Raw genomic sequence first — 25,040 nt, forward strand, 5'->3', positions numbered from 1 at the left:
CCCGAGGGGTTGTTCAGGCGTCGGTGTTGGTGGCCATGTGCAGGAGACTTTCCAGATCCATGGCGTCGATGGACTCTGGCGTCACGGCGGGCGGTTCGGCGCCGTCGAGGGCGGCCTGTCCGTCCTCGACGGCATCGGAGCCGGAGCCGCCGAGTGCGCTGTCGAATCCGGTGAGCCTCAACAGGGCGTCCAGGACGCCGACTTCCTTGAGGCGGTGGAGCGGAAGGGCGGAGAGGGCGGCGCGGAACTCCACGGCGGCGTCGGAGTCGGCATCGGCGGGAGCCGTGACGGCGAGCCTTTCCTGGACGTATCGCGCCACGGCCCGGGGGGTGGGGTGGTCGAACAGCGTCGCCGCCGAGAACCGCAGGCCGGTGGCCTGGCTGAGGCGGTTGCGCAGTTCGACCACGGCCACCGAGCTGAAACCGGACTCCAGGAAGCCACGGTCCGGGGAGACCGCCTCCGGGTCGGAGTGGCCGAGCATGGTGGCCACATGACCGCGTATCAGGCCGAGCAGGCTACGCACCTGCTCGGCGTCCGACAGCCCGGCCAGGCGCCGCGTGAGCTTCTCGGCCGCGTTCTCCGGCGAGTGCTCCTGCCGGACGGCCGCGTCCGACCGCCTGCGCGCGGGCCGTACGAGCCGGCGCAGCACGGGCGGCGGCGGAGCGTCGGCGCCGCCCAGGGCCGCCAGGTCCAGGCGAGCCGGTACGCACAGGGCCCGGTCGTGGGCCAGGACCGCGTCGAACAGGGCGAGGCCCTCCTCGGCCGACATCGCGACGGCGCCCTCGCGCCTGATCCGGGCCAGGTCGGCCTCGGTCACCTGGCCGCCCATGCCGCGGTCCTCCTCCCACAGGCCCCAGGCCGCGGAGACCGCGGGCAGGCCCTGGGCACGGCGTTCGTGCGCGAGGGCGTCCAGGAAGGCGTTGGCGGCGGAGTAGTTCGCCCGGCCGGCCGCCCCGAACACCCCGGCCACCGAGGAGAACAGGACGAACGCCGAGAGGTCGAGTCCGGCCGTCAGCTCGTGCAGATGGAGCGCGGCGTCCGCCTTGGGGCGGAACACACCGGCCAGCCGCTCCGCGTCCAGCGACTCGATCACACCGTCCGCGACGACACCCGCGCAGTGGACCACACCGGCGAGCGGACGGTCCTCCGGGATCGAGGAGAGCAGGGACGCGAGAGCATCACGATCACCCACATCACATGCTTCCACCCGCACCCGGGCACCCGACTCCTGTAGCTCGGCCACCAGTTGATCCACGCCCTCGGCCGCACCACCACGGCGCGACACCAGCAGCAGATCCCGCACCCCGTACGCCGACACCAGATGCCGGGCCACCAACGCACCCAGACCACCCGTGCCACCGGTCACGAGGACCGTCCCCCGGTCGCCGAAGGACGCCTCGGCCTTGTGCTCCGGGAACGCTGCCACTCGCTTCAGACGCGGCACCAGCGCACGGCCACCTCTGACCGCCACCTGCGGCTCCCCTGAGCCCAACGCGGTCCGCAGCGCAGCCTCCTCCACCTCCGCAGAAAGCCCCGGCTCCACATCGACCAGCAGCAACCGCCCCGGATGCTCCACCTGCGCCGACCGCACCAAACCCCACACCGGAGCCGCCGAAAGATCCGCGACACCCCCGTCAGGGCCCACACCCACGGCACCCCGCGTCAGCACCACCAACCGCGAGTCCACGAACCGCTCGTCCGACAGGAACTCCTGCACGGTCCGCAGTGCCCGGGCCGTCACCGTTGCCATGTCCTCGGCCGCGTCGCCGCTGTGGGCCCACACCATCAGACCGGAGTCGTCCGCCGCACCCCATACGCTCCACCGGGACGGAGGCTCCGCGGAGACCGGGACAGCGGTCCAGTCGACGTCGAAGAGCGCGTCGCGCATCGCGTCGCCGGAGGACCGCAGTTCCTCCTGTGTCACCGGACGGGCCGTCAGCCGGTCGATCGACAGCACCAGCGCGCCCGAGGCGTCCACGGCCCGTACGGACACCTCGCCGTCGGCCGACGGGGCCACACGGACCCGCACGACCGACGCGCCCGCGCCCGCGCCGGAGAGTCCGACCCCCGACCAGTCCGACGGCAACCGCGCCCCGTCGGCGTCCTCGGTGCCGCCCTGAAGAGCCACGCGCGAGACCGCGTCCAACAGGGCCGGGTGGATGCCGTACGCGGCCGCCTCGTCGCTCGCCGGCTCCGGCAGCGCCACCTCGGCGAACGTCTCCTCACCGCGCCGCCAGGCGGCCTGTATCCCCTGGAACGCCGGGCCGAGACCGATGTCGGACCGTGCCGTCCGCTCGTACAGCTCCTCGACCGGCAGCGCGGACGCGCCCGCGGGCGGCCACGCGTCCTGCCGTACGCCCGCGAAGGGGTCCTCGGCGTTCGCCGCGCTCCCGTTGCGCATCAGCGCACCGGACGCGTGCAGCGTCCAGTCCGCGTCGTCCGCCGCGTCGCCGGGCCGCGCGAACACCTCCACCACGCTGCGGCCGTCCTCGTCCGCTGCCGCCACCAGCACCTGGATCGACACGGCGGCGCCGACCTCGACGGGCAGCACCAGCGGTCGGTGATAGGTCAGCCCCTCGAGGTAGGGGCACCGCGCATGATCGCCCGCCTGGAGGGCGAGTTCGACGAGTGCGGAGCCGGGCAGGACGACCCGGCCGAACATCGTGTGGTCGGCCAGCCAAGGCTGCTCGGCCAGGGACAGCCGACCGGTCCACAGCGTGCCGCGGCCGTCGGGCAGGGACACCGTCGCGCCAAGCAGCGGGTGACCGGCGGCCACCAGGCCCAGACCCGCGGCATCGCCGGGACTCGTCGGGACGTCCAGCCAGAAGCGCTCGCGCTGGAACGCGTAAGTGGGAAGGTCGCGGGCGACAGGCCCGGCGCCCAGCACCGCCGGCCAGTCGACCTCGACCCCACGGGTGTGCACCTGGGCAACGGCCTCCAACAGCGCACGCGGCTCCGGCACGTCAGCGCCTCGCAGACCGGTGGCGAACAGGGGCGTGATGTCGTCGTCCGCTGTCAGGCAGTCCGGGCCGAGTGCCGAGAGCACACCGTCGGGGCCCAGCTCCAGGAACACTGACACACCCTCGGCCTCCAACGACCGCATCCCGTCCATGAAGCGGACCGACTGCCGGACGTGCCGCACCCAGTACTCCGCCGAGCAGACCTCATCCACGCCCGCCAGAGCACCGGTCACATTGGAGACCAGCGCGACACCCGGAGCGTGATACTCAAGCCCCTCCGCCACGGAACGGAACTCCTCCAACATGGCGTCCATGTGGGGCGAGTGGAAGGCATGACTGACCGTCAGACGCTTGGACTTACGACCCTCGAAGCGCGCCACGATCTCAAGCGCGGCATCCTCGTCACCCGCGATCACCACCGACTGAGGACCATTGACCGCAGCAACGCTCACCCGCTCGGTCAAGTGCGGAAGAACCTCGCCCTCCGACGCCTGCACCGCGATCATCACACCACCGGTCGGCAACGCCTGCATCAGACGACCACGCGCAGCAACCAGCCGGCACGCATCCTCCAGCGAGAACACCCCGGCCACATGCGCCGCCACGATCTCACCGATCGAATGCCCCACCACAAAATCAGGCCGCACACCCCAGCTCTCCACAAGCCGGAACAACGCCACCTCAACCGCAAACAACGCGGGCTGAGCAAACTCCGTCCGGTCCAACACCTCCCCATCCACACCGAACAACACGCCCTTCAAAGGACGTTCGAGATGCCGATCCAGCTCGACACAGACCTCATCCAACGCCCCGGCAAACACCGGGAAGGCCTCGTACAACTCACGGCCCATACCGACCCGCTGACTGCCCTGCCCCGTAAACATCACGGCACTACGCACCGGACCGTCAGCCACCCCACGCACCAGCCCCGCAACGCTCTCACCAGCGGCAAGGGCCTCCAGACCGGCGAGCAGAGCCTCCTCGCCCTCACCCACCACAACCGCCCGGTGCTCGAAGACCGACCGAGTCGCCGCCAAGGCACGGCCCACCGCCCGCATGTCCAGCGACTCCTGCCCGGCGGAGTGTTCACGCAGCCGCCGCGCCTGAGCGCGCAGGGCCGCCTCCGTACGGCCAGAGAGGAGCCACGGCACCAGACCACCAGCCGTCTCCTGGAGCGCGTCCTGCTCCTGAGGGGCCTGTTCGAGGATGATGTGTGCGTTGGTGCCGCTGATGCCGAACGACGACACACCCGCCCGACGGGGACGGTCCGCCTCCGGCCACGGCCGCGCCTCGCTCAGCAACTCGACCGCACCGGCCGACCAGTCCACCAACGGCGTCGGCTCCTCCGCATGCAACGTACGCGGCAGCGTCCCATGCCGCATCGCCATCACCATCTTGATCACACCACCCACACCCGCCGCCGCCTGCGCGTGCCCAAGGTTGGACTTCAACGACCCCAACCACAACGGCCGTTCACCGGACCGGTCCTGGCCGTAGGTGGCGAGCAGCGCCTGCGCCTCGATCGGATCACCCAGTTGCGTACCGGTGCCGTGGGCCTCCACCGCATCGATGTCCCGCGCTGCCACCCCGGCGTTGGCCAACGCCTGGCGAATGACCCGCTCCTGCGCGGGACCGCTCGGCGCCGTCAACCCGTTGCTCGCGCCGTCCTGGTTCACCGCGCTGCCACGGACCACCGCGAGCACCTGATGGCCGTTCCGGCGGGCGTCCGACAGCCGCTCCAGAACGAGAATGCCGGCGCCCTCGGACCAGCCCGTGCCGTCCGCCCCGGCGCCGAACGCCTTGCACCGGCCGTCGGACGACAGACCACCCTGGCGGCTGAACTCCACGAACGCCCCGGGCGACGCCATCACGGTCACACCCCCGGCCAAGGCGAGCGAGCTCTCGCCGCGCCGCAGCGAGTCCGCCGCCAGGTGCATGGCCACCAGCGACGACGAACACGCCGTGTCCAGTGTCAGCGCGGGGCCCGACAGGCCGAGGGAGTACGACAGCCGACCCGAGGCCACGCTTCCGGCGGAGCCGTATCCGAGGAAGCCCTCCAGCCCCTCGGGGATGTCCGGCAACCGAGACGCGTAGTCGTGGTACATGACGCCGGTGAACACGCCGGTGTCGGTGCCCTGGAGCGACTTCGGGTCGATCCCCGCGTGTTCGATCGCCTCCCAGGAGGCTTCTAGCAGCAGGCGCTGCTGCGGGTCCATGGCCAGCGCCTCACGCGGCGAGATCCCGAAGAAGCCCGGGTCGAAATCCGCGGCGTCGTAGAGGAAACCGCCTTCGGCCACGTACGACTTCCCCGCGGCCGCCTTGTCCGGGTCGAAGAGATCCCGCACGTTCCAGCCGCGGTCGTCGGGGAACGGGCCTATGGAGTCCCTGCCGTCGAGGACCAGCCGCCACAGGTCGTCCGGTGTGCGTACGCCTCCCGGATAGCGGCAGGCCATACCCACGATCGCGATCGGGTCGTCCGACGCGACCGACGTGGCCGCCACGACGACGGGACGTTCCTCCACCTGGTCCGCGAGCTCCCGCGTCAGGTACTCGGCGATGCGCTTGGGCGTGGGGTGGTCGAAGACGAGGGAGGCCGGGAGCCGCAGGCCGGTCGCCGCGTTGAGACGGTTGCGCAGTTCGACCGCCGTCAGCGAGTCGAAGCCCAGCCCCTTGAACGGCGTGTCCACGCCCACCGACCGGCCCGGCCCGTAGCCCAGGACCTCGCCCGCGTGGCCCCGCACGACGTCCAGCACGACCCGTCGGCGCTCGCTCTCGGCCAGACCCGCGATCCGGGCGGCGAGCCCCGCACCGCGGCCCGAGCTCTCGGCCGGGGCGCGGCGTGCCCCGCCTCGCGCCAGCGACCGCAGCACGGGTGACACGTCCTCCGCGCCGCGCCGCCGCAGCCCCGCCACGTCGAGCGACGCCGGTACGCACAGGGCCCGGTCCTGAGCCACGACGGCGTCGAACAGGGCGAGGCCCTCCTCGGCCGACATCGCGACGGCGCCCAGGCGCTTGATCCGGGCCAGGTCGCCCTCGGCCACCTGGCCGCCCATGCCGCGGTCCTCCCCCCACAGGCCCCAGGCCGCGGAGACCGCCGACAGACCTCGCGCACGGCGCTCGTACGCCAGGGCATCCAGGAAGGCGTTCGCGGCGGCGTAACTCGCCTGCCCCGCGCTCCCGGCCACTCCGGCGAAGGACGAGAACAGGACGAACGCCGACAGGTCGAGCCCCGCCGTCAGTTCATGGAGATGCAGGGCGGCTTCGGCCTTGGGCCGCAGGACGCCGGCCAGCCGGTCGGGGGTCAGCGACTCGATCACACCGTCGTCGACGACACCCGCACAGTGGACCACACCGGTAAGCGGACGGTCGTCCGGGATCGAGGCCAACAGTGCTGCGAGGGCATCACGGTCGCCCACGTCACATGCCGCCACCCGCACCCGTGCGCCCGACTCCTCCAATGCGGCTACCAGTTGGCGCACGCCCTCGGCCGCACCACCACGGCGCGACACCAGCAGCAGATCCCGCACCCCGTACGCCGACACCAGATGCCGGGCCACCAACGCGCCCAGACCGCCCGTGCCACCAGTCACCAACACCGTTCCACCCGGCCCGAAGGACGTCCGCCCCTCCTCGCCGCGCGGCACCGTGAGCCGCGCCAGACGAGGCACGAACGCACGGCCACCTCTGACCGCCACCTGCGGCTCCCCGGAACCCAGCGCGGTCCGCAGCGCAGCCTCCTCCGCCTCCGCGGACAACCCCGGCTCCACATCGACCAGCAGCAACCGCCCCGGATGCTCCACCTGCGCCGACCGCACCAAACCCCACACCGGAGCCGCCGAAAGATCCGCGACACCCCCGTCAGGGCCCACACCCACGGCACCCCGCGTCAGCACCACCAACCGCGAGTCCACGAACCGCTCGTCCGACAGGAACTCCTGCACGACGGCCAACGCACGTGCCGTGACCGCCGGAACGACCTCCCCCACGACACCGCCATGAGCCCAGACCACCAGCTCCGAGGCATCCTGCGAACCCCACGTGCCCCACTCGGACGACACCTCCGCCGAGACCGGGACCGCGGTCCACTCCACCTCGAACAGCGCGTCCCGCAGCCCGTCGCCCGCGGCGCGCAACTGCTCCCGTGCCACCGGACGCGTCACCAGCCGGTCCACCGAAAGCACCGGCGCACCCGACTCGTCCACCGCCCGCACCGACACCTCGCCGTCGGCCGAGGTCATCACGCGCACCCGCACGACCGACCCGCCCGCGCCGGGCAGCTCGACGCCCGACCAGACGAACGGCAGCCGCACCTCGTCGGCGGACGGATCGATCGACATGTGGAGTACGGCATCCAGGAGCGCCGGGTGAATCCCGAATCCCGTCGAGTCGCCGCTCGCCGGCTCCGGCAGCGCGACCTCGGCGAAGACCTCGCCCCCGCGCCGCCACGCGGCCCGCACCCCCCGGAACACCGGGCCGTACCCGTACCCCTGCTCGGCGAGCCGGTCGTAGAGATCGCTCACCCCGATCGACGCCGCGCCATGCGGCGGCCACACTCCGAGGCCGGTGCCCATGCCCCTGTCGGCAGGCGCGTCGACGCCCGCCAGGGTCCCGATGGCGTGCAGCGTCCAGACCTCACCGCCCAGCGCACCCGTGTCGGCGTCGGCGTCGGCGTCCGGGCAGGAATGCACGGTCACCGCGCACCGGCCGGTCTCGTCCATCGCCGCCAGAGCGACCTGCAACCGCACCCCGCCGGACGCATCCAACACCAAGGGCTGCTGAAGCGTCAGCTCCTCCAGGCGTCCGCACCCCACCCGCTCACCGGCCTGGAGCGCCAGCTCCACGAACACCGCACCGGGCAGCACTGCCGAACCGAACACCGTGTGGTCGGCCAGCCACGGCTGCTCGGCCAGGGACAGCCGGCCGGTCCACACCGCACCCCGGTCGTCCGGCAGGGACACCACCGCGCCCAACAGCGGGTGCCCGGCGGCCACCAGGCCCAGACCCGCCACATCGCCACGCCATGCCGGGACGTCCAGCCAGAAACGCTCCCGCTGGAAGGCGTACGTCGGCAAGTCATGGGCGACCGGCCCGGTGCCCAGCACCGCCGACCAATCGACTTCGGCCCCACGGGTGTGCACCTGGGCGACGGCCTCCAGCAGCGCACGCGGCTCCGGCACGTCAGCGCCTCGCAGACCGGTGGCGAACAGGGGCGTGATGTCGTCGTCCGCTGTCAGGCAGTCCGGGCCGAGCGCGGAGAGCACACCGTCCGGGCCCAGCTCCAGGAACACCGACACACCCTCGGCCTCCAACGACCGAATGCCATCCATGAAACGGACCGGCTGCCGGACGTGCCGCACCCAGTACTCTGCCGAGCAGACCTCATCCACGCCCGCCAGAGCACCGGTCACATTGGAGACCAGCGCCATACTCGGAGCGTGATACTCAAGCCCCTCCGCCACCGCACGGAACTCCTCCAACATGGCGTCCATGTGCGGCGAATGGAAGGCATGACTGACCGTCAGACGCTTGGACTTACGGCCCTCGAAGCGCGCCACGACCTCAAGCGCGGCATCCTCATCACCCGCGATCACCACCGACTGCGGACCATTGACCGCAGCAATACTCACCCGCTCGGTCAAGTACGGAAGAACCTCGCCCTCCGAAGCCTGCACCGCGATCATCACACCACCGGTCGGCAACGCCTGCATCAGACGACCACGCGCAGCAACCAGCTCGCACGCATCCTCCAGCGAGAACACCCCGGCCACATGCGCCGCCACGATCTCACCGATCGAATGCCCCACCAGGAAATCAGGCCGCACACCCCAGCTCTCCACAAGCCGGAACAACGCCACCTCAACCGCAAACAACGCAGGTTGAGCAAACTCCGTCCGGTCCAACACCTCCCCATCCACACCGAACAACACGCCCTTCAAAGGACGTTCGAGATGCCGGTCCAGCTCCCCGCAGACCTCGTCCAACGCCCCGGCAAACACCGGGTACGTGTCATACAGCTCACGCCCCATACCAACCCGCTGACTGCCCTGCCCGGTCAACATCACGGCGCTACGCACCGGACCGTCTGCCACCCCGCGAACCAGCCCCGCAACGCTCTCACCAGCGGCAATGGCGTCCAGACCGGCGAGCAGAGCCTTCTCGCCCTCACCCACCACAACCGCCCGGTGCTCGAAGACCGACCGGGTCGTCACCAGGGCACGGCCCACCGCCCGTACGTCCAGCGGCTCTTGACGGGCCACGTGGTCCCGCAGCCGCCGGGCCTGCGCGGCCAGTGCCTCTTCCGTACGACCCGACACCACCCACGGCACCGGCCCACCGACCGCCGCGGGGGCGTCCGGTGAGGCGTCCTCGGCCGGGCCCTGCTCGTCGGGGGCGTTCTCGAGGATGACGTGCGCGTTGGTGCCGCTGATGCCGAAGGACGACACACCCGCCCGACGGGGACGGTCCGCCTCCGGCCACGGCCGCGCCTCACTCAGCAACTCGACCGCACCGGCCGACCAGTCCACCAACGGCGTCGGCTCCTCCGCATGCAACGTGCGCGGCATTACACCGTGCCGCATCGCCATCACCATCTTGATCACACCACCCACACCCGCCGCCGCCTGAGCGTGCCCGAGGTTCGACTTCAACGACCCCAACCACAACGGCCGTTCACCGGACCTGTCCTGGCCATAGGTGGCCAGCAGCGCCTGTGCCTCGATCGGATCACCCAGCCGTGTGCCCGTACCGTGGGCCTCCACCGCGTCGACCCCGTCGGCCGGTACGCCCGCGTCGGCGAGTGCCTGGCGGATGACGCGTTCCTGCGCGGGGCCGCTCGGCGCCGTCAGCCCGTTGCTCGCACCGTCCTGGTTGACCGCACTGCCCCGGACCACCGCCAGCACCCGGTGCCCGTTGCGCCGGGCGTCCGACAGCCGCTCCAGCACCAGCACACCGACGCCCTCGGACCAGCCCGTCCCGTCCGCCCCGGTGCCGAACGCCTTGCACCTGCCGTCGACCGACAGCCCGCCCTGACGGCTGAACTCCGCGAACATGACCGGGCTGGACATCACCGTCACGCCGCCGGCCAGGGCGAGGGAGCATTCGTCCCTGCGCAGCGCCTGTACGGCCAGGTGGAGCGCGACGAGCGACGAGGAGCACGCGGTGTCGACGGTGATGGCCGGGCCGGTGAAGCCGAAGGTGTACGGCACCCGGCCGGAGACGACGCTGGCCGCCGTGCCGGTGCCGTAGTACCCCTCGATCTCGTCCGGTACGGACGGCAGGCCCGCGGCGTAGTCGTGGTACATCACCCCCGCGTAGACGCCCGTACGGCTGCCCTTCAGCGTGGTGACGTCGATGCCCGCGCGCTCGACCGCTTCCCATGAGGTCTCCAGCAACAGCCGCTGCTGCGGGTCCATGGCCAGCGCCTCACGCGGCGAGATCCCGAAGAAGCCCGGGTCGAAGTCCGCGGCGTCGTGGAGGAAGCCGCCCTTGCGGGTCGCGCTCCTGCCGGGCCGGTCGGGGTCCGGGTCGAAGAGGGAGTCGGTGTCCCAGCCCCGGTCCTCGGGGAAGTCCGAGACGGCGTCGCCGCTCCCGGCCACCAGCCGCCACAGGTCCTCCGGCGAGCTCACGCCGCCCGGATACCGGCAGGCCATGCCGACGATCGCGATCGGCACGCGGTGGCGCTGCTCCGCGCTCTGGAGCTGCTGACGGGTCTGGTGCAGCTCCCGCGCGACCCACTTCAGCTTGCTCAGCAGGTTCTGGTCATCGGTCATGTGAGGTCACTCCGCAAAAGTGTGTTCAGGACGGGCCGGGAGCCGATTCAGGAATTCCCGAACTCTTTTTCGATGACGGCGAGGATCTCGTCCGGTGTCGCGGCTTCCAGTTGATCGACGAAGGCTGTGCCGTCCGCCGGGTCCGGCTGTGCGAGGGCTTCGGCGGTGCCCTCGCGGGGTGCCGAGAGGGCCAGCAGGCTCGTCAGGCGGTCCATGAGGCGCCGGCGCGAATCGCCGCCGAGCTCCGGCCCGGTGAGCGCCTGCTCGATCTTCCCGAGGTCCGCGAGCAGCGGCTCGATGCCGGGGCCCTCTCCCGAGTCCAGCCGGGTGTCCAGGTACAGGGCCAGTTCCTGGACCGTGGGGTGGTCGAAGACCAGGGAGGCCGGGAGGCGGAGTCCGGTGGCCTTGTTCAGGCGGTTGCGCAGTTCGACCGCCATCAGCGAGTCGAAGCCCAGCCCCTTGAACGGCGTGTCCACGCCCACCAGTCGGCCGGGTCCGTAGCCCAGCACCTCGCCCACGTAGCCCCGCACCGCGTCGAGCAGCACCCGCTGCCGCTCGGCCTCGCCCAGGCCCGCGAGCCGGGCGGCGAGCCCCGCCGCGTCGCGCGACTCCTCGGCGCGGGCCCGCGCCGCTCCACCGCGTACGAGCGACCGCATCACGGACGGCACGCCGTCCGCACCGCGCCGCCGCAGTCCCGCCACGTCGACCAGCGCCGGGACCACCAGCGCGCTCTCGGCCGCGACGCCCGCGTCGAACAGCGCCAGGCCTTCCTCCGCGCTCATCTCCGCCAGCCCCAGGCCCGAAAGCCGGTCCCGGTCCACGTCCGACAGGCCGCCGGTCAGCGCGCCGCCGGTTCCCCACCATCCCCATGCCAGGGACACGCCGGGCAGGCCGTGCGCACGGCGGTGGGACGCGAGGCCGTCCAGGAACACATTGCTCGCCGCGTACCCCGCCTGCCCCGCGCTCCCCGCCACTCCGGCGAAGGACGAGAACAGGACGAACGCCGACAGATCGAGCCCGGCCGTCAACTCGTGCAGGTGCAGGGCCGCTTCGGCCTTGGGGCGGAACACCCCGGCCAGCCGCTCCGCGTCCAGCGACTCGACCACACCGTCGTCGAGCACGGCCGCCGAGTGGACCACTCCGGTGAGCGGACGGTCGCCCGGGATCGAGGCCAACAGTGCCGCGAGGGAGTCGCGTTCACTCACGTCGCACGCCTCCACCCGCACCCGGGCGCCCGTTTCCTCCAGTTCCGCTACCAGCTTGTCGACCCCGTCGGCCGCACCACCGCGCCGCGACACCAGCAGCAGGTCCCGCACTCCGTACGCCGATGCCAGGTGCCGGGCCACCAACGCGCCCAGACCACCCGTGCCACCGGTCACCAACACCGTTCCGTCCGGGCCGAAGGACGACTGCCGCCCCTCGCCCCGCGGGACGGTGAGCCGTGCCAGGCGCGGTACGAACGCCCGGCCGCCGCGCACAGCCACTTGCGGCTCCCCGGAGCCCAGCGCGGCCCGCAGCGCGGCTTCCTCCGCCTCCGCGGCCAGCCCCGGCTCGACATCGACCAGCAGCAACCGGTCCGGGTGCTCGCGCTGTGCCGAGCGCACCAGGCCCCAGACCGGCGCGGCCATCAGGTCCACGACGCCTCCGTCCTGGCCCGTGTCCACGGCCCCGCGCGTCAGCACCACCAACCTGGAGTCAGTGAACCGCTCGTCCGGCAGGAACTCCTGCACGACGGCCAACGCACGCGCCGTGACCGCCGGAACGGCCTCCCCCACGGCGCCGCCATGAGCCCAGACCACCAGCTCCGAGGCGTCCGGTGCACCCCACACGCCCCACTCGGCCAGCGCTTCCGCCGAGACCGGGGCCGGAGTCCACTCCACACCGAACAGCGCGTCCCGCAACCCATGGCCCGCGGAGCGCAGTTGCTCCCGCGCCACAGGACGCGTCACCAGCCGGTCCACCGAGAGCACCGGCGCGCCCGAGCCGTCCACGACGCGCACCGAGACCCCGCCCTCGCCCGAGGGCACCACGCCGACCCGCACCACCGGCCCGGGCGCACCGGACAGCTCGATGCCCGACCACACGAACGGCAGCCGCACCTCGTCGGCGGACAGGTCGATCGACATGTGGAACACGGCGTCCAGGAGGGCCGGGTGAATGCCGAATCCGGCGGTGTCCCCGCTCACCGCGTCCGGCAGCGCGACCTCGGCGAAGACCTCCCCGCCGCGCCGCCACGCGGCACGCACCCCCTGGAACACCGGGCCGTATCCGTATCCCTGTTCGGCCAGGCGGTCGTACAGGTCGCCGACGCCCACCGGCGCCGCGCCTCGCGGCGGCCACACGTCGAGAGCGATGTCCGTGCCCCCATCGGCCGGCCTGTCGGCGCGCGTCAGCGACCCCATGGCGTGCAGTGTCCACGTCTCGTCGCCCGCCGCGTCCGCGCCGCCGTCACCGTCCGGGCAGGAGTGCACCGTCACCGCGCACCGGCCGGACTCGTCCGCTCCCGCCACGGCCAGTTGCAGGCGGACGCCACCGGTGCCGCTCAGCACCAGCGGCTCCTGGAGGGTCAGTTCCTCCAGGCGGCCGTGTCCCGACCGCTCTCCCGCCCGAACCGCCAGCTCCACGAACACCGCACCGGGCAGCACCGCGGAACCGAACACCGTGTGGTCGGCCAGCCAGGGCTGCTCGGCCAGGGACAGCCGCCCGGTCCACAGCGCGCCGCCGCCGGGCAGGGACACCGTCGCGCCCAGCAGCGGATGGCCGGCGGCCACCAGGCCCAGGCCCGCCGCGTCACCGCGCCGCGCCGGGGCGTCCAGCCAGAAGCGCTCCCGCTGGAAGGCGTACGTCGGCAGGTCGACGCGCTCGGCGCCCGTACCGGCGAAGACGGCGTCCCAGTCGACGGCCAGGCCGTTCACGTACCCCTCGGCGAGGGAGGTCAGGAGCCGTTCCCTGCCGCCCTCCTCGCGGCGCAGGGTGCCCAGGGCCACCGCCCGGGTGCCGGTGTCCTCGAAGATCTCCTGGAGTCCGACGGTCAGCACCGGGTGGGCGCTGGACTCGACGAAGAAGCCGAACCCGTCGGCCAGCAGGGCCCGTACGGTCTCGTCGAAGCGCACCTCCTGGCGCAGGTTGGTGTACCAGTACTCGGCGTCCGCGCCCGAGGTGTCGAACACGCCGCCGGTCACGGTCGAGTAGAACGGGATCTCGCCACGGCGCGGCCGGATGCCCTCCAGCGCGCCGATGACCTCCTCGCGGATGCTCTCCACCTGGGCGGAGTGCGAGGCGTAGTCCACCGGGATCCGCTTGGCGCGCACCCCGTCGGCCTCGCAGGCGGCCAGCAGTTCCTCCAGCGCGTCCGCCTCGCCGGAGACGACCGTGGAGGAGGGGCCGTTGACGGAGGCGACGGCGATCCGCGTCCCCCATGGGGCCAGGAGCTCGCGGACCCTGGCCGCGGGCCGGGGTACGGAGACCATGCCGCCACGGCCGGAGAGCCGTTCGGCGATCGCCTTCGCCCGCAGCGACACGACCTTCGCCGCGTCCTCCAGGGACAGCGCGCCGGACACCGCGGCCGCGGCGATCTCGCCCTGGCTGTGGCCGATGACGGCGGCGGGCCGCACGCCCATCGACTGCCAGAGCGCCGCCAGCGAGACCATGACGGCCCAGAGGGCGCACTGCACGACCACCACGTCGTCCAGCGACGGGGCGTCGTCCCCGCCCCGGACCACGTCCGTCACGGACCAGCCCACGTGCGGCCGCAGGGCCGCGTCGCACTCCGCCAGGCGCGCGGCGAACGCCGGTGTGGATTCCAGCAGTTCCGCCGCCATTCCCTGCCACTGCGATCCCTGGCCGGGGAAGACGAGCGCGACCTGGCCCGGGTCCTCGGGCGCCGTGCCGGTGACCGTGCCGGCGGAGGGCAGTCCCCCGGCCAGGGCGGTCAGGCCCGTCAGGGCGGTCGCGCGGTCCGGTGCCAGTACGACGCCGCGGTGTTCGAGGGCGGCTCGTGTCGAGGCCAGGGAGTGGCCCACGTCGGCCACGGCCAGGTCGGTGCCGGCTGTCACGAAGGCGGACAGCCGCTCGGCCTGGGCCCGCAGGGCGGCCTCGGACCGCCCGGACACGGGCCAGGGCACCAGCGTCGCGGACGGCGGGGTGTCGCCGCTCCCGGCGGGGGCGGCGGGCTCGGGCTGTGCCTCTTCGATGATGACGTGGGCGTTGGTGCCGCTGATGCCGAAGGAGGAGATGCCCGCGCGGCGGGGGTGGCCGTCGGCCGTCCACTCCACCGGCTCAGTCAGCAACTCCACCGCGCCCGCGGACCAGTCCACGTGCGGGGAGGGCTGATCCACGTGCAGGGTCTTCGGCAGCATGCCGTGCCGCATGGCCTGCACCATCTTGATCACACCGGCCACGCCGGCGGCGGCCTGTGCGTGCCCGATGTTGGACTTGACGGATCCCAGCCGCAGCGGCCGGTCGGCGGGGCGGTCCTGGCCGTAGGTGGCCAGCAGTGCCTGCGCCTCGATCGGGTCGCCGAGGGTGGTGCCCGTGCCGTGTGCCTCCACCGCGTCCACGTCGGCCGCCGACAGCCCGGCACCGGCCAGGGCCGCGCGGATCACCCGCTGCTGCGACGGGCCGTTGGGGGCGGTGAGGCCGTTGCTGGCGCCGTCCTGGTTGACCGCGCTGCCGCGGACGACCGCGAGCACCCGGTGTCCGTTGCGGCGGGCGTCCGAGAGGCGCTCGACCAGCAGGACGCCCGCACCCTCGGACCAGCCTGCACCATCCGCCGAGGCGGAGAACGCCTTGCACCGGCCGTCGGGCGCCATGCCCCGCTGCCGGCTGAACTCCACGAACACCCACGGAGTGGCCATCACCGTCACGCCGCCCGCCAGCGCCAGCGAGCACTCGCCCGAGCGCAGCGCCTGCACCGCGAGATGCAGGGCGACCAGGGAGGAGGAGCAGGCGGTGTCGACGGTGACCGCGGGCCCTTCCAGGCCGAAGGTGTAGGAGATGCGGCCGGAGGCGACGCTGCCCTGGGTGCTGGTGACCGCGTAGCCCTCCAGCCCTTCCGGGGTGTCGGAGGTCGTGCCGTAGTCGTGGTGCATCACGCCGGTGAACACGCCCGTCGGGCTGCCCTTCAGCGTCCTCGGGTCGATCCCCGCCCGCTCGAACACCTCCCACGACGTCTCCAGCAACAGCCGCTGCTGCGGGTCCATCGCCAGTGCCTCGCGCGGCGAGATCCCGAAGAACTCCGGGTCGAACTCCCCCGCGTCGTGCAGGAAGCCGCCCTCGCGCGCATAACTCTTGCCGGTCGCGTCCGGGTCGGGGTCGTAGAGCCCCTCGTCCCAGCCGCGGTCGGCCGGGAAGTGCGACACCGCGTCCCCGCCCGACGCGACCAGCTTCCACAGGTCCTCCGGCGAGCCCACCCCGCCGGGGTAGCGGCAGGCCATGCCGACGATCGCGATCGGCTCGTCCGCCGCGCCGCCCGGCACCACGGGGGCCGACGGCGCGACGGCGGGGGCCGACACGGCGCCCAGGACCTCCGCACGCAGGTAGTCGGTGAGCAGGCCGGGGGTGGGGTAGTCGAAGACGAGCGTGGCCGGGAGGCGCTGCCCGGTGGCGGCGTTGAGGCGGTTGCGCAGCTCGACCGCGGTGAGCGAGTCGAAGCCGAGCTCCTTGAACGGGCGGCCGGCGGCGATCGTCTCCGGGGTGGCATGCCCCAGGACGGTCGCCACCTGGGCGCGCACGAGGTCCAGCAGCGCCCGGTTCTGCTCGTCCTGGCCGAGGCCGGAGAGGCGCTGGGCCAGGGCGGTGCCACTGGAGGCGCCGGCGGTGGCGGCGGTCCTGCGGGCCACCGTCCGCACCAGGCCACGGAAGAGGGGCCGCAGCATGCCGGAGGCCGCCTCGCGCCGGAGGGTGGCCGTCTCCAGGCGTACGGGCACCAGGTGCGCGTCGTCCAGCGTGACCGCCGCGTCCAGCAGGGCCAGGCCCAGGGTGGACGGCAGGGGCTGGATGCCCGCGCGCTCCATCCAGGCCAGGTCGTGCTGTCCGAGGTGGCCGAGCATGTCGCTCGACCGGGCCCACAGGCCCCAGGCGAGGGAGTGGGCGGGCAGGCCCTGGGCGCGGCGGTGCTGGGCCAGGGCGTCCAGGAAGGCGTTGGCCGCCGCGTAGTTGCCCTGTCCGGGGTTGCCGAAGGTGCCCGCGACGGAGGAGAACAGGACGAACGCCGACAGGTCCAGATCGCGGGTCAGTTCGTGCAGGTTGACCGCCGCGTCGACCTTCGGGCGCAGCACGCGTTCCGTCTGCTGGGGGGTCAGGGAGGCGATCAGGCCGTCGTCGAGCACTCCGGCCGCGTGCACCACGCCGGTCAGCGGCCGGTCGGCCGGGATGCCGGCCAGGACGGCGGCCAGCGCGTCGCGGTCGGCCGCGTCGCACGCGGCGATCGTCACGTCGGCCGCGCCCAGCGCGGTCAGTTCGGCCCGGAGCTCCGCGGCGCCGGCGGCGTCCCGGCCGCGGCGGCTGGTGAGCAGCAGGTGCCGTACGCCGTGCTCGGTGACCAGGTGCCGGGCCAGCAGTCCGCCGAGCGCCCCGGTGCCGCCGGTGATGAGCACCGTGCCCGCCGTGCCCAGCGGCCCGGTGCCGTCGGCGGGCGCCGAGGCGGTGGCGCGGGCCAGCCGGGGCACGAGGGCCGCGCCCTCGCGCACCGCGATCTGCGGCTCCTCCGCCGCGACGGCCGCCGCCACCGCCCGGGTCAGGGCGGCGCGGGAGGCGTCCAGTTCGTCGATGTCGACCAGCACGAGGCGGCCGGGGTTCTCCGACTGCGCGGACCGCAGCAGGCCCCATACCGGCGCGTGTGCCAGGTCCGTGACGTCCTCGTCGGCCCGGGTGGCCACGGCCCGCCGGGTGACGACCACGAGCCGGGACTCCGCGGCGCGCTCCTCGGCCAGCCACGCGCGGGCCAGGGCCAGTGCCCCGGTCGTCGCCTCGTGGGCCGCCGCCGTGAGGCGGCCGTCCTCCGGTGTCCCGGCGCACGTGGCGACCACGACCTCCGGTGCGGCGTCGGCAGCGAACAGCGCCTCCAGGTCGGGGGCGTGCAGGGCCGCGTCGATCGGGCCGGTGCCCGGCGCGCCGAGCACGGCCCAGCCGCTGGTGTCCACGGCGCCGTCGGCCAGGGGCAGCGCGGTCCACTCGGTGCGGAACAGCGCGTTGCGGGTGGTGTCCTCGGCGGCGCCGAGCTGCCGCCCGGAGACCGGGCGCAGGGTCAGTGACTCCACCGAGGCGACCGGTGCGCCCGCAGTGTCGGCGATCGTCACGGACACCGCGTCCGTGCCGGCGGGGGCGACCCGTACCCGTACGGTCGTGGCGCCCACGGCGTGCAGGGTGATGCCGCTCCAGGCGAACGGCAGCCGCACGGGAAGCGTTTCCTGGCCGTCCTGTGCGTCGAGCGCGCTCAGCAGGGCGGGGTGGAGTGCGGCGTCGAGCAGAGCCGGGTGGATGCCGAACCGGCCTGCCTCCGTGCCCTGTTCCTCGGACAGGGCGACCTCGGCGTGGATCTCCTGGCCGACGCGCCAGGCGGCGCGCAGCCCTTGGAAGGCCGGTCCGTAGCCGTAGCCGATGTCCGCGGCCTTCTCGTAGAAGGACGCGAGATCGATGCGCTCCGCGCCCTGGGGCGGCCAGGCCGTGAGGTCCGCGGCCGGTGCCGCGGCCGCCCCGCCCAACAGGCCGGTGGCGTGCCGGGTCCACGGCTCGTCGGTGTCGTCGGCGTCGGTGGCCTCGGGCCGCGAGTACACCGCGACCTGGCTCCGCCCGTCGGCGTCCGGCGACTCCACGGCCACCTGCAGCTGGACGCCGCCGCGCTCGGGCAAGGTCAGCGGGGCTTCGAGGGTGAGCTCTTCCAGCCGGTCGAGGCCCACCGCGTCGCCCGCGCGCAGGGCCAGCTCCACGAAGGCGGCGCCGGGCAGCAGCACGCTGCCGAGGGCCGCGTGGTCGGCTAGCCAGGGGTGCGTCTGCACGGACAGACGGCCCGTCAGCAGCACGTTGCCGTCGGCGGCGGCCTGTACGGCGGCGCCCAGCAGCGGGTGGTGTGCGGCGCCGAGGCCGAGGCCGCCCGGGTCGCCGGTGCGGGCGGGCGTGGGCTCCAGCCAGTAGCGCCGGCGCTGGAAGGCATACGTCGGCAGCCCGGTCGGCCCGGCGTCCGTCCCCGCGTACAGGGCCTTCCAGTCCACTCCGGGCAGGCCGCGTACGTATCCCTCGGCCAGCGAGGTCAGGAAGCGGGCCGGGCCGCCCTCGTCGCGGCGCAGCGAACCGATCGCGACCGCCTCGGTCTCCGCGTCCTCGAACGTCGCCTGCATGCCGGTGGTCAGCACCGGGTGCGCGCTGGACTCGATGAAGAAGCGGAAGCCGTCCGCCAGCAGTGCCCGCACGGTGGCCTCGAAGTTCACCGGCTGCCGGGCGTTGTCGAACCAGCACTCCGCCGTAAGTTCGCGGGTGTCGCGGGCGGTTCCGGTGACCGTGGAGTAGAAGGGCACGCCGCCCTCGGCCGGGGTGATGCCGGCGAACAGCTCCAGGATCTCCTCGCGCAGCGGGTCGACCTGGGCGCAGTGCGAGGCCACCGTCGACCCCACCACCCGTGCCCGGACGTTCTCCGCCTGGCAGGCGGCCACGAACTCCTCCAGCGCCGGGATGTCGCCGGCGACCGTCACCGCGCGGGGACCGTTGCGCCCGGCGATCACCAACCGGCCGTCCCAGCGGGCCAGTCGCTCCTCGACCGCGTCCGCCGGCAGGGCCACCGAGGCGACCGCGCCGTTGCCGACCAGTTCGCGGGCGAACAGGGCGCTGCGCAGCACGATGAGCTTCGCCGCGTCGTCCAGGGACAGCGCCCCGGCCACGTGCGCGGCGGCGACCTCGCCCTGGCTGTGGCCCACCACCGCGGCGGGCCGCACGCCTGCCGCCTGCCAGACCGCGGCCAGCGCGACGTTCACGGCGAACAGCACCGGCTGGAGGATCTCGATCCGCTCGGGTGAGGGGGCCTGCGGCGCCTGCCGCAGGACGTCGGTCACCGACCAGTCCACGAACCGTCCGATCGCCGCGTCGGCCTCCGCGAGCCGGGCGGCGAACACGGGCGAGGAGTCGAGCAGTTCGGCCGCCATGCCCCGCCACTGCGAACCCTGGCCGGGGAAGACGAACACCACGCGGCCGCGGACGTCCGCCGCGCCGGAGACCACGCCCGCGGCGGGCAGGCCGTCGGCGAGCGCCGACAGGCCCGCGAGACCGGTCTCCCGGTCGGGCGCCGGTACCACGGCCCGGTGCTCCAGCACCGCACGCGACGCGACCAGCGACCAGCCCACGTCCACCGGAGACAGCTCCGTACGGGCGCCGGTGAAGGCCGCGAGGCGTCCGGCCTGCGCGCGCAGCCCTTCCTCCGACGCGCCCGACACGACCCATGGCACCGAGGCGTCGGCGACCGCGAGGCGCGTGCCATCGTCGGCCGCGGCCGGGCCGGAGGTGGTCGACTGCGCGTCGGCGGGCGCCTCTTCGAGGATCACGTGCGCGTTGGTGCCGCTGATGCCGAACGAGGACACGCCCGCCCGGCGCGGGCGCCCGTCCGCCGTCCACTCCACCGGCTCGGTCAGCAACTCGACCGCGCCCGCGGACCAGTCGATGTGCGGCGACGGCTCGTCCGCGTGCAGGGTGCGCGGCAGCGTCCCGTGCCGCATGGCCATCACCATCTTGATCACACCCGCCGCACCCGCGGCGGCCTGGGTGTGCCCGATGTTCGACTTCACCGACCCCAGCCGCAGCGACCGGCCCTCCGGCCGGCCCTGCCCGTACGTGGCCAGCAGGGCCTGCGCCTCGATCGGGTCGCCCAGGGTGGTGCCGGTGCCGTGCGCCTCGACCGCGTCGACCTCGTCGGGCGCGAGGCGCGCGTCGGCCAGTGCGGCGCGGATGACGCGCTGCTGCGACGGGCCGTGCGGTGCCGTCAGGCCGTTGCTCGCGCCGTCCTGGTTGGTCGCGCTGCCGCGGATCACCGCCAGCACCTGGTGCCCGTTGCGCCGCGCGTCCGACAGCTTCTCCACCAGGAGCACGCCCACGCCCTCGGCCCACCCGGTGCCGTCGGCCGCCGCCGAGAACGCCTTGCACCGCCCGTCCGGCGACAGCGCGCCCTGGCGGCTGAGTTCCACGAACATCCCGGGCGTCGGCATGATCGTCACGCCGCCCGCCAGGGCCATCGAGCACTCGCCCGACCGCAGCGACCGCACCGCCCAGTGCAGTGCCACCAGCGACGACGAGCACGCCGTGTCCACCGTCACCGCGGGCCCTTCCAGACCGAGGGTGTACGCCACGCGGCCCGAGGCCACGCTGATCGTCCCGCCGGTCAGCCGGTGCCCGTCGACGCCCTCCGCGCCTTCCTGCAGCTGGGGCCCGTACTCCTGGAACATCGCGCCGAAGAACACGCCCGTCCGGCTGCCGCGCACCGACGTCGGGTCCAGCCCGGCCCGCTCCAGCGCCTCCCAGGACGTCTCCAGCAGCAGCCGCTGCTGCGGCTCCATCGCCAGTGCCTCGCGCGGGGAGATGCCGAAGAAGGCGGGGTCGAAGTCGACGGCGTCGTGCAGGAATCCGCCATGCCGCACATAGCTCGTGCCGGGCCGCTCCAGCTTCGGGTCGTAGAGGTTCTCCAGGTCCCAGCCGCGGTTGACGGGGAAGTCCCCGATCGCGTCCCGCTCGGCCATCACCAGGTCCCACAGGTCCTCGGGCGACTCCACGCCGCCGGGGAACCGGCACGCCATCGCCACGATCGCGATCGGCTCGTCATCGGCGCCGGCGGTCAGCGCGGCGGGCTGCCGGTCCGCCGTCTCGTCGACGCCGAGCAGGCGGCGCTCCAGGTGGGCCGCTATCGCGGACGGCGCCGGGTGGTCGAAGAGTGCGGTCGTGGTCAGGTTGACGCCGGTCGCCGCCTTCAGCCGGTTGCGCAGGTCGACCATCGCCAGGGAGTCGAAACCGAGCGACTTGAACGTACGGTCCAGGTCGATGTCGTGGGGCGAGGGGTGCCCGAGGACGACGGCGACCTCGTCCCGTACGAGATCCGCCACTCGCTCGGGCAGCACGCCGTCGGTGCCGGTCCGTATCGCCGGCCCGGGCTGCGCGATCGGCTCCTGGGTGTGTGTAGCGGCGCCTTCGGGGGCCGCCATGTCGAGCCAGTGGCTGCGGCGTTGGAAGGCGTACGTCGGCAGGCCGCCCGCCCGCGGGCCCGGGCCCAGCAGCGCGGGCCAGTCCACGTCGGCGCCGCGCGTCCAGGCCTCGGCGGCCGACAGCAGGAACCGGTCCCAGCCGCCCTCGCCGCGGCGGAGCGTGCCGACCACCAGGCCGCGCTCGTCCGCACCGGCCGCTTCGAGGGTCTCCTCCACGCCCGCGACCAGGACCGGGTGGGCGCTCACCTCGACGAAGCGGGTGAACCCGTCCGCCAGCGCGGCCCGTACGCCCGCCTCGAACCGCACCGTCTCGCGCAGGTTCCGGTACCAGTACTCCGCGTCCAGCTCCCGGCCCGTGACCGTCCCGCCGGTCACCGACGAGTAGACCGGCACTCCCGCCCGGGCGGGAACGATCCCGGTCAGGCCGCGCAGCACCTCGTCGCGGACGACCTCGACCTCGGCGCAGTGCGACGCGTAGTCCACCGGCACCCTGCGGGCCCTGATCTCCGCGGACTCGCAGCGGGCCAACAGCTCGTCCAGCGCCCGTGATTCGCCTGAAACCACCGTCGACGAGGGGCTGTTGACCGCTCCCACCGACAGCCGCCCGTCGAATTCGGCGATCAGCTCGCCGACGGCCGCCTCGCCCAGCGAGACGGCGACCATGCCGCCCCGCTGCGAGAGGCCCTGTCCGATCGCCTGGCTGCGCAGCGCCACGACCCGCGCGCCGTCCGACAGCGACAGGGCTCCCGCCACCACCGCCGCCGCGATCTCGCCCTGGGAGTGCCCCAGGACCGCGGCGGGCCGGACGCCCGCCGACCGCCACACCTCCGCCAGGGACACCATCACCGCCCACAGCGCCGGCTGCACGACGTCGACGCGGTCGAGCCGGCTCGCGTCGGCGAGGTCCCGTACCACCTCTGTCAGCGACCACTCGACGTACGGCGACAGTGCCGCCTCGCACTCCGCCATCCGCTTGGCGAAGACCGGTGACGAATCGAGCAGTGCGGCCGCCATTCCCGCCCACTGCGACCCCTGGCCGGGGAAGACGAACACCACGCCGGGGTCCGCGTCGCCGGAGTCCGCCAGGGTGCGCGCGTCGGCTGCCGTACCGCGGACCACGTTCGCGGCACCGGCGCCCGTCGCCACCGCCTGGAGCCCGGCCCGCAGGCCCGGCCCGTCCTCGCCGACCACGACGGCCCGGTGCTCGAACTGCGCGCGCCCCGTCGCCAGCGTGCGGGCGACCGCGCGGACGTCGGCTTCCGGGCGCTGCCCGGCATAGGCGTCCAGCCGCTCCGCCTGGGCGCGCAGCGCGGCCTCGCCGCGGGCCGACACGGGCCACGGGACCGCGCCGCCCGTTCCCGACGGCGCCGTTACGGTCTCCGGTGGGGTGCCCGCGGCATGGCCGTCGCGCAGCTCCGGCGGCGGGTCGGTGACGACCACGTGGCAGTTCGTGCCGCCCAGGCCGAAGGAGGAGACTCCGGCGACGAGCCGGCCGTTCTCGCCCCGCCATGCCTCGTGCTCTTTTTGCACCTTGAGGTTCCACTCGGCGAGCGGGATGCGCGGGTTGGGCGTCTCGTGGTTGAGGGTCGGGACGAACTCGCGGTGGCTGACGCAGGAGACGATCTTCAGCAGTCCGGCGATCCCGGCAGCCGCCTCCAGGTGCCCGATGTTGGTCTTGACGGAGCCGACCAGTACGGGCTCGCCGTCGGGGCGTACGGTCCCGAATGCCTGGCCGACGGCGGACGCCTCCAGCGGGTCACCGACCTTGGTGCCGGTCCCGTGCAGCTCGACGCACTGGATGTCCGCGGGTGCGATGCCGGCCGCGGCGCACGCGTCGAGCAGCACCTCCCGCTGGGCTGCGGCGCTGGGTACCGTCAGGCCGTCACCGCCGCCGTCGTTGTTGATGGCGGTGCCTTCGATGACGGCCAGGACCCGGTCGCCGTCGGCGACAGCCGTCGACAGGGGCTTGAGCAGGACGAATCCGCCGCCTTCGCCCCGCGCGTATCCGTTGGCCCGCGCGTCGAAGGTGTAGCAGCGGCCGTCGGGCGAGAGGGCCTCGAAGCGCTTGAGGCGGCTCGTGCTGTGCTCGGAGAGGATGAGGTTCACGCCGCCCGCCAGCACCGCGTCGGACTCGCCGCGCAGCAGGCTCTGCACCCCCAGGTGCACGGCGACGAGCGAGGAGGACTGGCCGGTGTCCACCACGGCGCTGGGGCCGCGCAGGCCGAGGCGGTAGGAGATCCGGTTGGCGATGAAGCTGCGCTGGGTGCCCGTCAGGCTGTGCCGTGTCACCGCGTCCGCGCCCAGGCGGTTCTGCAGTGCGGCGTAGTCGTCGTTGATGGCCCCGACGAAGACGCCGACGCGGGTGCCCCGCAGGGCCTCGGGAGAGACTCCGCTGTTCTCCACCGCCTCCCAGCCGAGCTCCAGGGCCAGGCGCTGCTGGGGGTCCATCGCGGCCGCTTCGGCCGGTGACACCTCGAAGAAGTCCGCGTCGAACCCGTCCACGCCGTCCAGATATCCGCCCGGCAGGTCCGAAGAGCCCGGTTCCCGGCCGGTCCGGCGGGCGGCCGGGAATTCCCCGACCGCGGATCGGCCGTCTTTGAGGAGCTGCCAGAACTCTTCGGGAGTCGCCGCTCCGGCGACTCGGCACGAGAATCCGACGACCGCGATTTTTGCACTGGAGTTCTGGTCGCCATGCCCGGACATAACTTCATCACTCATCGGAGATATCCCTCCAGGAATACCAGAACAGCGTGCACGCGTGCAGCCCGGTTCAGCAGTGAACCCGAAATGGGCGGAATTCCGCGTGATCAGGATGACTTCGGTTCGCCGGAAGTCGCGGATCCGCGACCGTCGGAAAGACCGCCCGCGCCGGTACGGCGGGGCGTTGCGTAAAAAATTCTCAGGCGTTCCCGCAGGGGGCGAGGGCCGTGCCCCGCCGCCGATGGCGCCCGGCGCGCACAGGGACCGGGCATCCGGGCCCACCGGCCCGTTCCGGGTGCGGCAAGCACCCGTGCGACATCAGTCTCCGCATCGAAAAAGTCACCCAGTCCCCCGACTAAGAACTACTCGAAATCCACCGCGCGGGACTGCTTCACAGGCCACTCGACAACGTGGCACTTCCAGCGGCCCCGGGGCGG

2 protein-coding genes are annotated in these 25,040 nt (G+C 73.3%); both read right to left on the reverse strand.

The window, feature by feature from the left end; genetic code table 11:
* Positions 1 to 13: 13 nt before the first annotated feature.
* Positions 14 to 10,729, reverse strand: a complete 10,716-nt coding sequence (locus ABD269_RS23640) for a type I polyketide synthase (protein ID WP_344120769.1) — start codon at positions 10,727 to 10,729, stop codon at positions 14 to 16.
* A 47-nt stretch (positions 10,730 to 10,776) separates the two neighbouring features.
* On the reverse strand, positions 10,777 to 24,621 hold the full coding sequence (locus tag ABD269_RS23645; RefSeq protein WP_344120771.1) for a type I polyketide synthase: 13,845 nt from the start codon (positions 24,619 to 24,621) through the stop codon (positions 10,777 to 10,779).
* Positions 24,622 to 25,040 lie beyond the last annotated feature (419 nt).

The organism is Streptomyces blastmyceticus, from assembly GCF_039521185.1.
Classification (GTDB): Bacteria; Actinomycetota; Actinomycetes; order Streptomycetales; family Streptomycetaceae; genus Streptomyces; species Streptomyces blastmyceticus.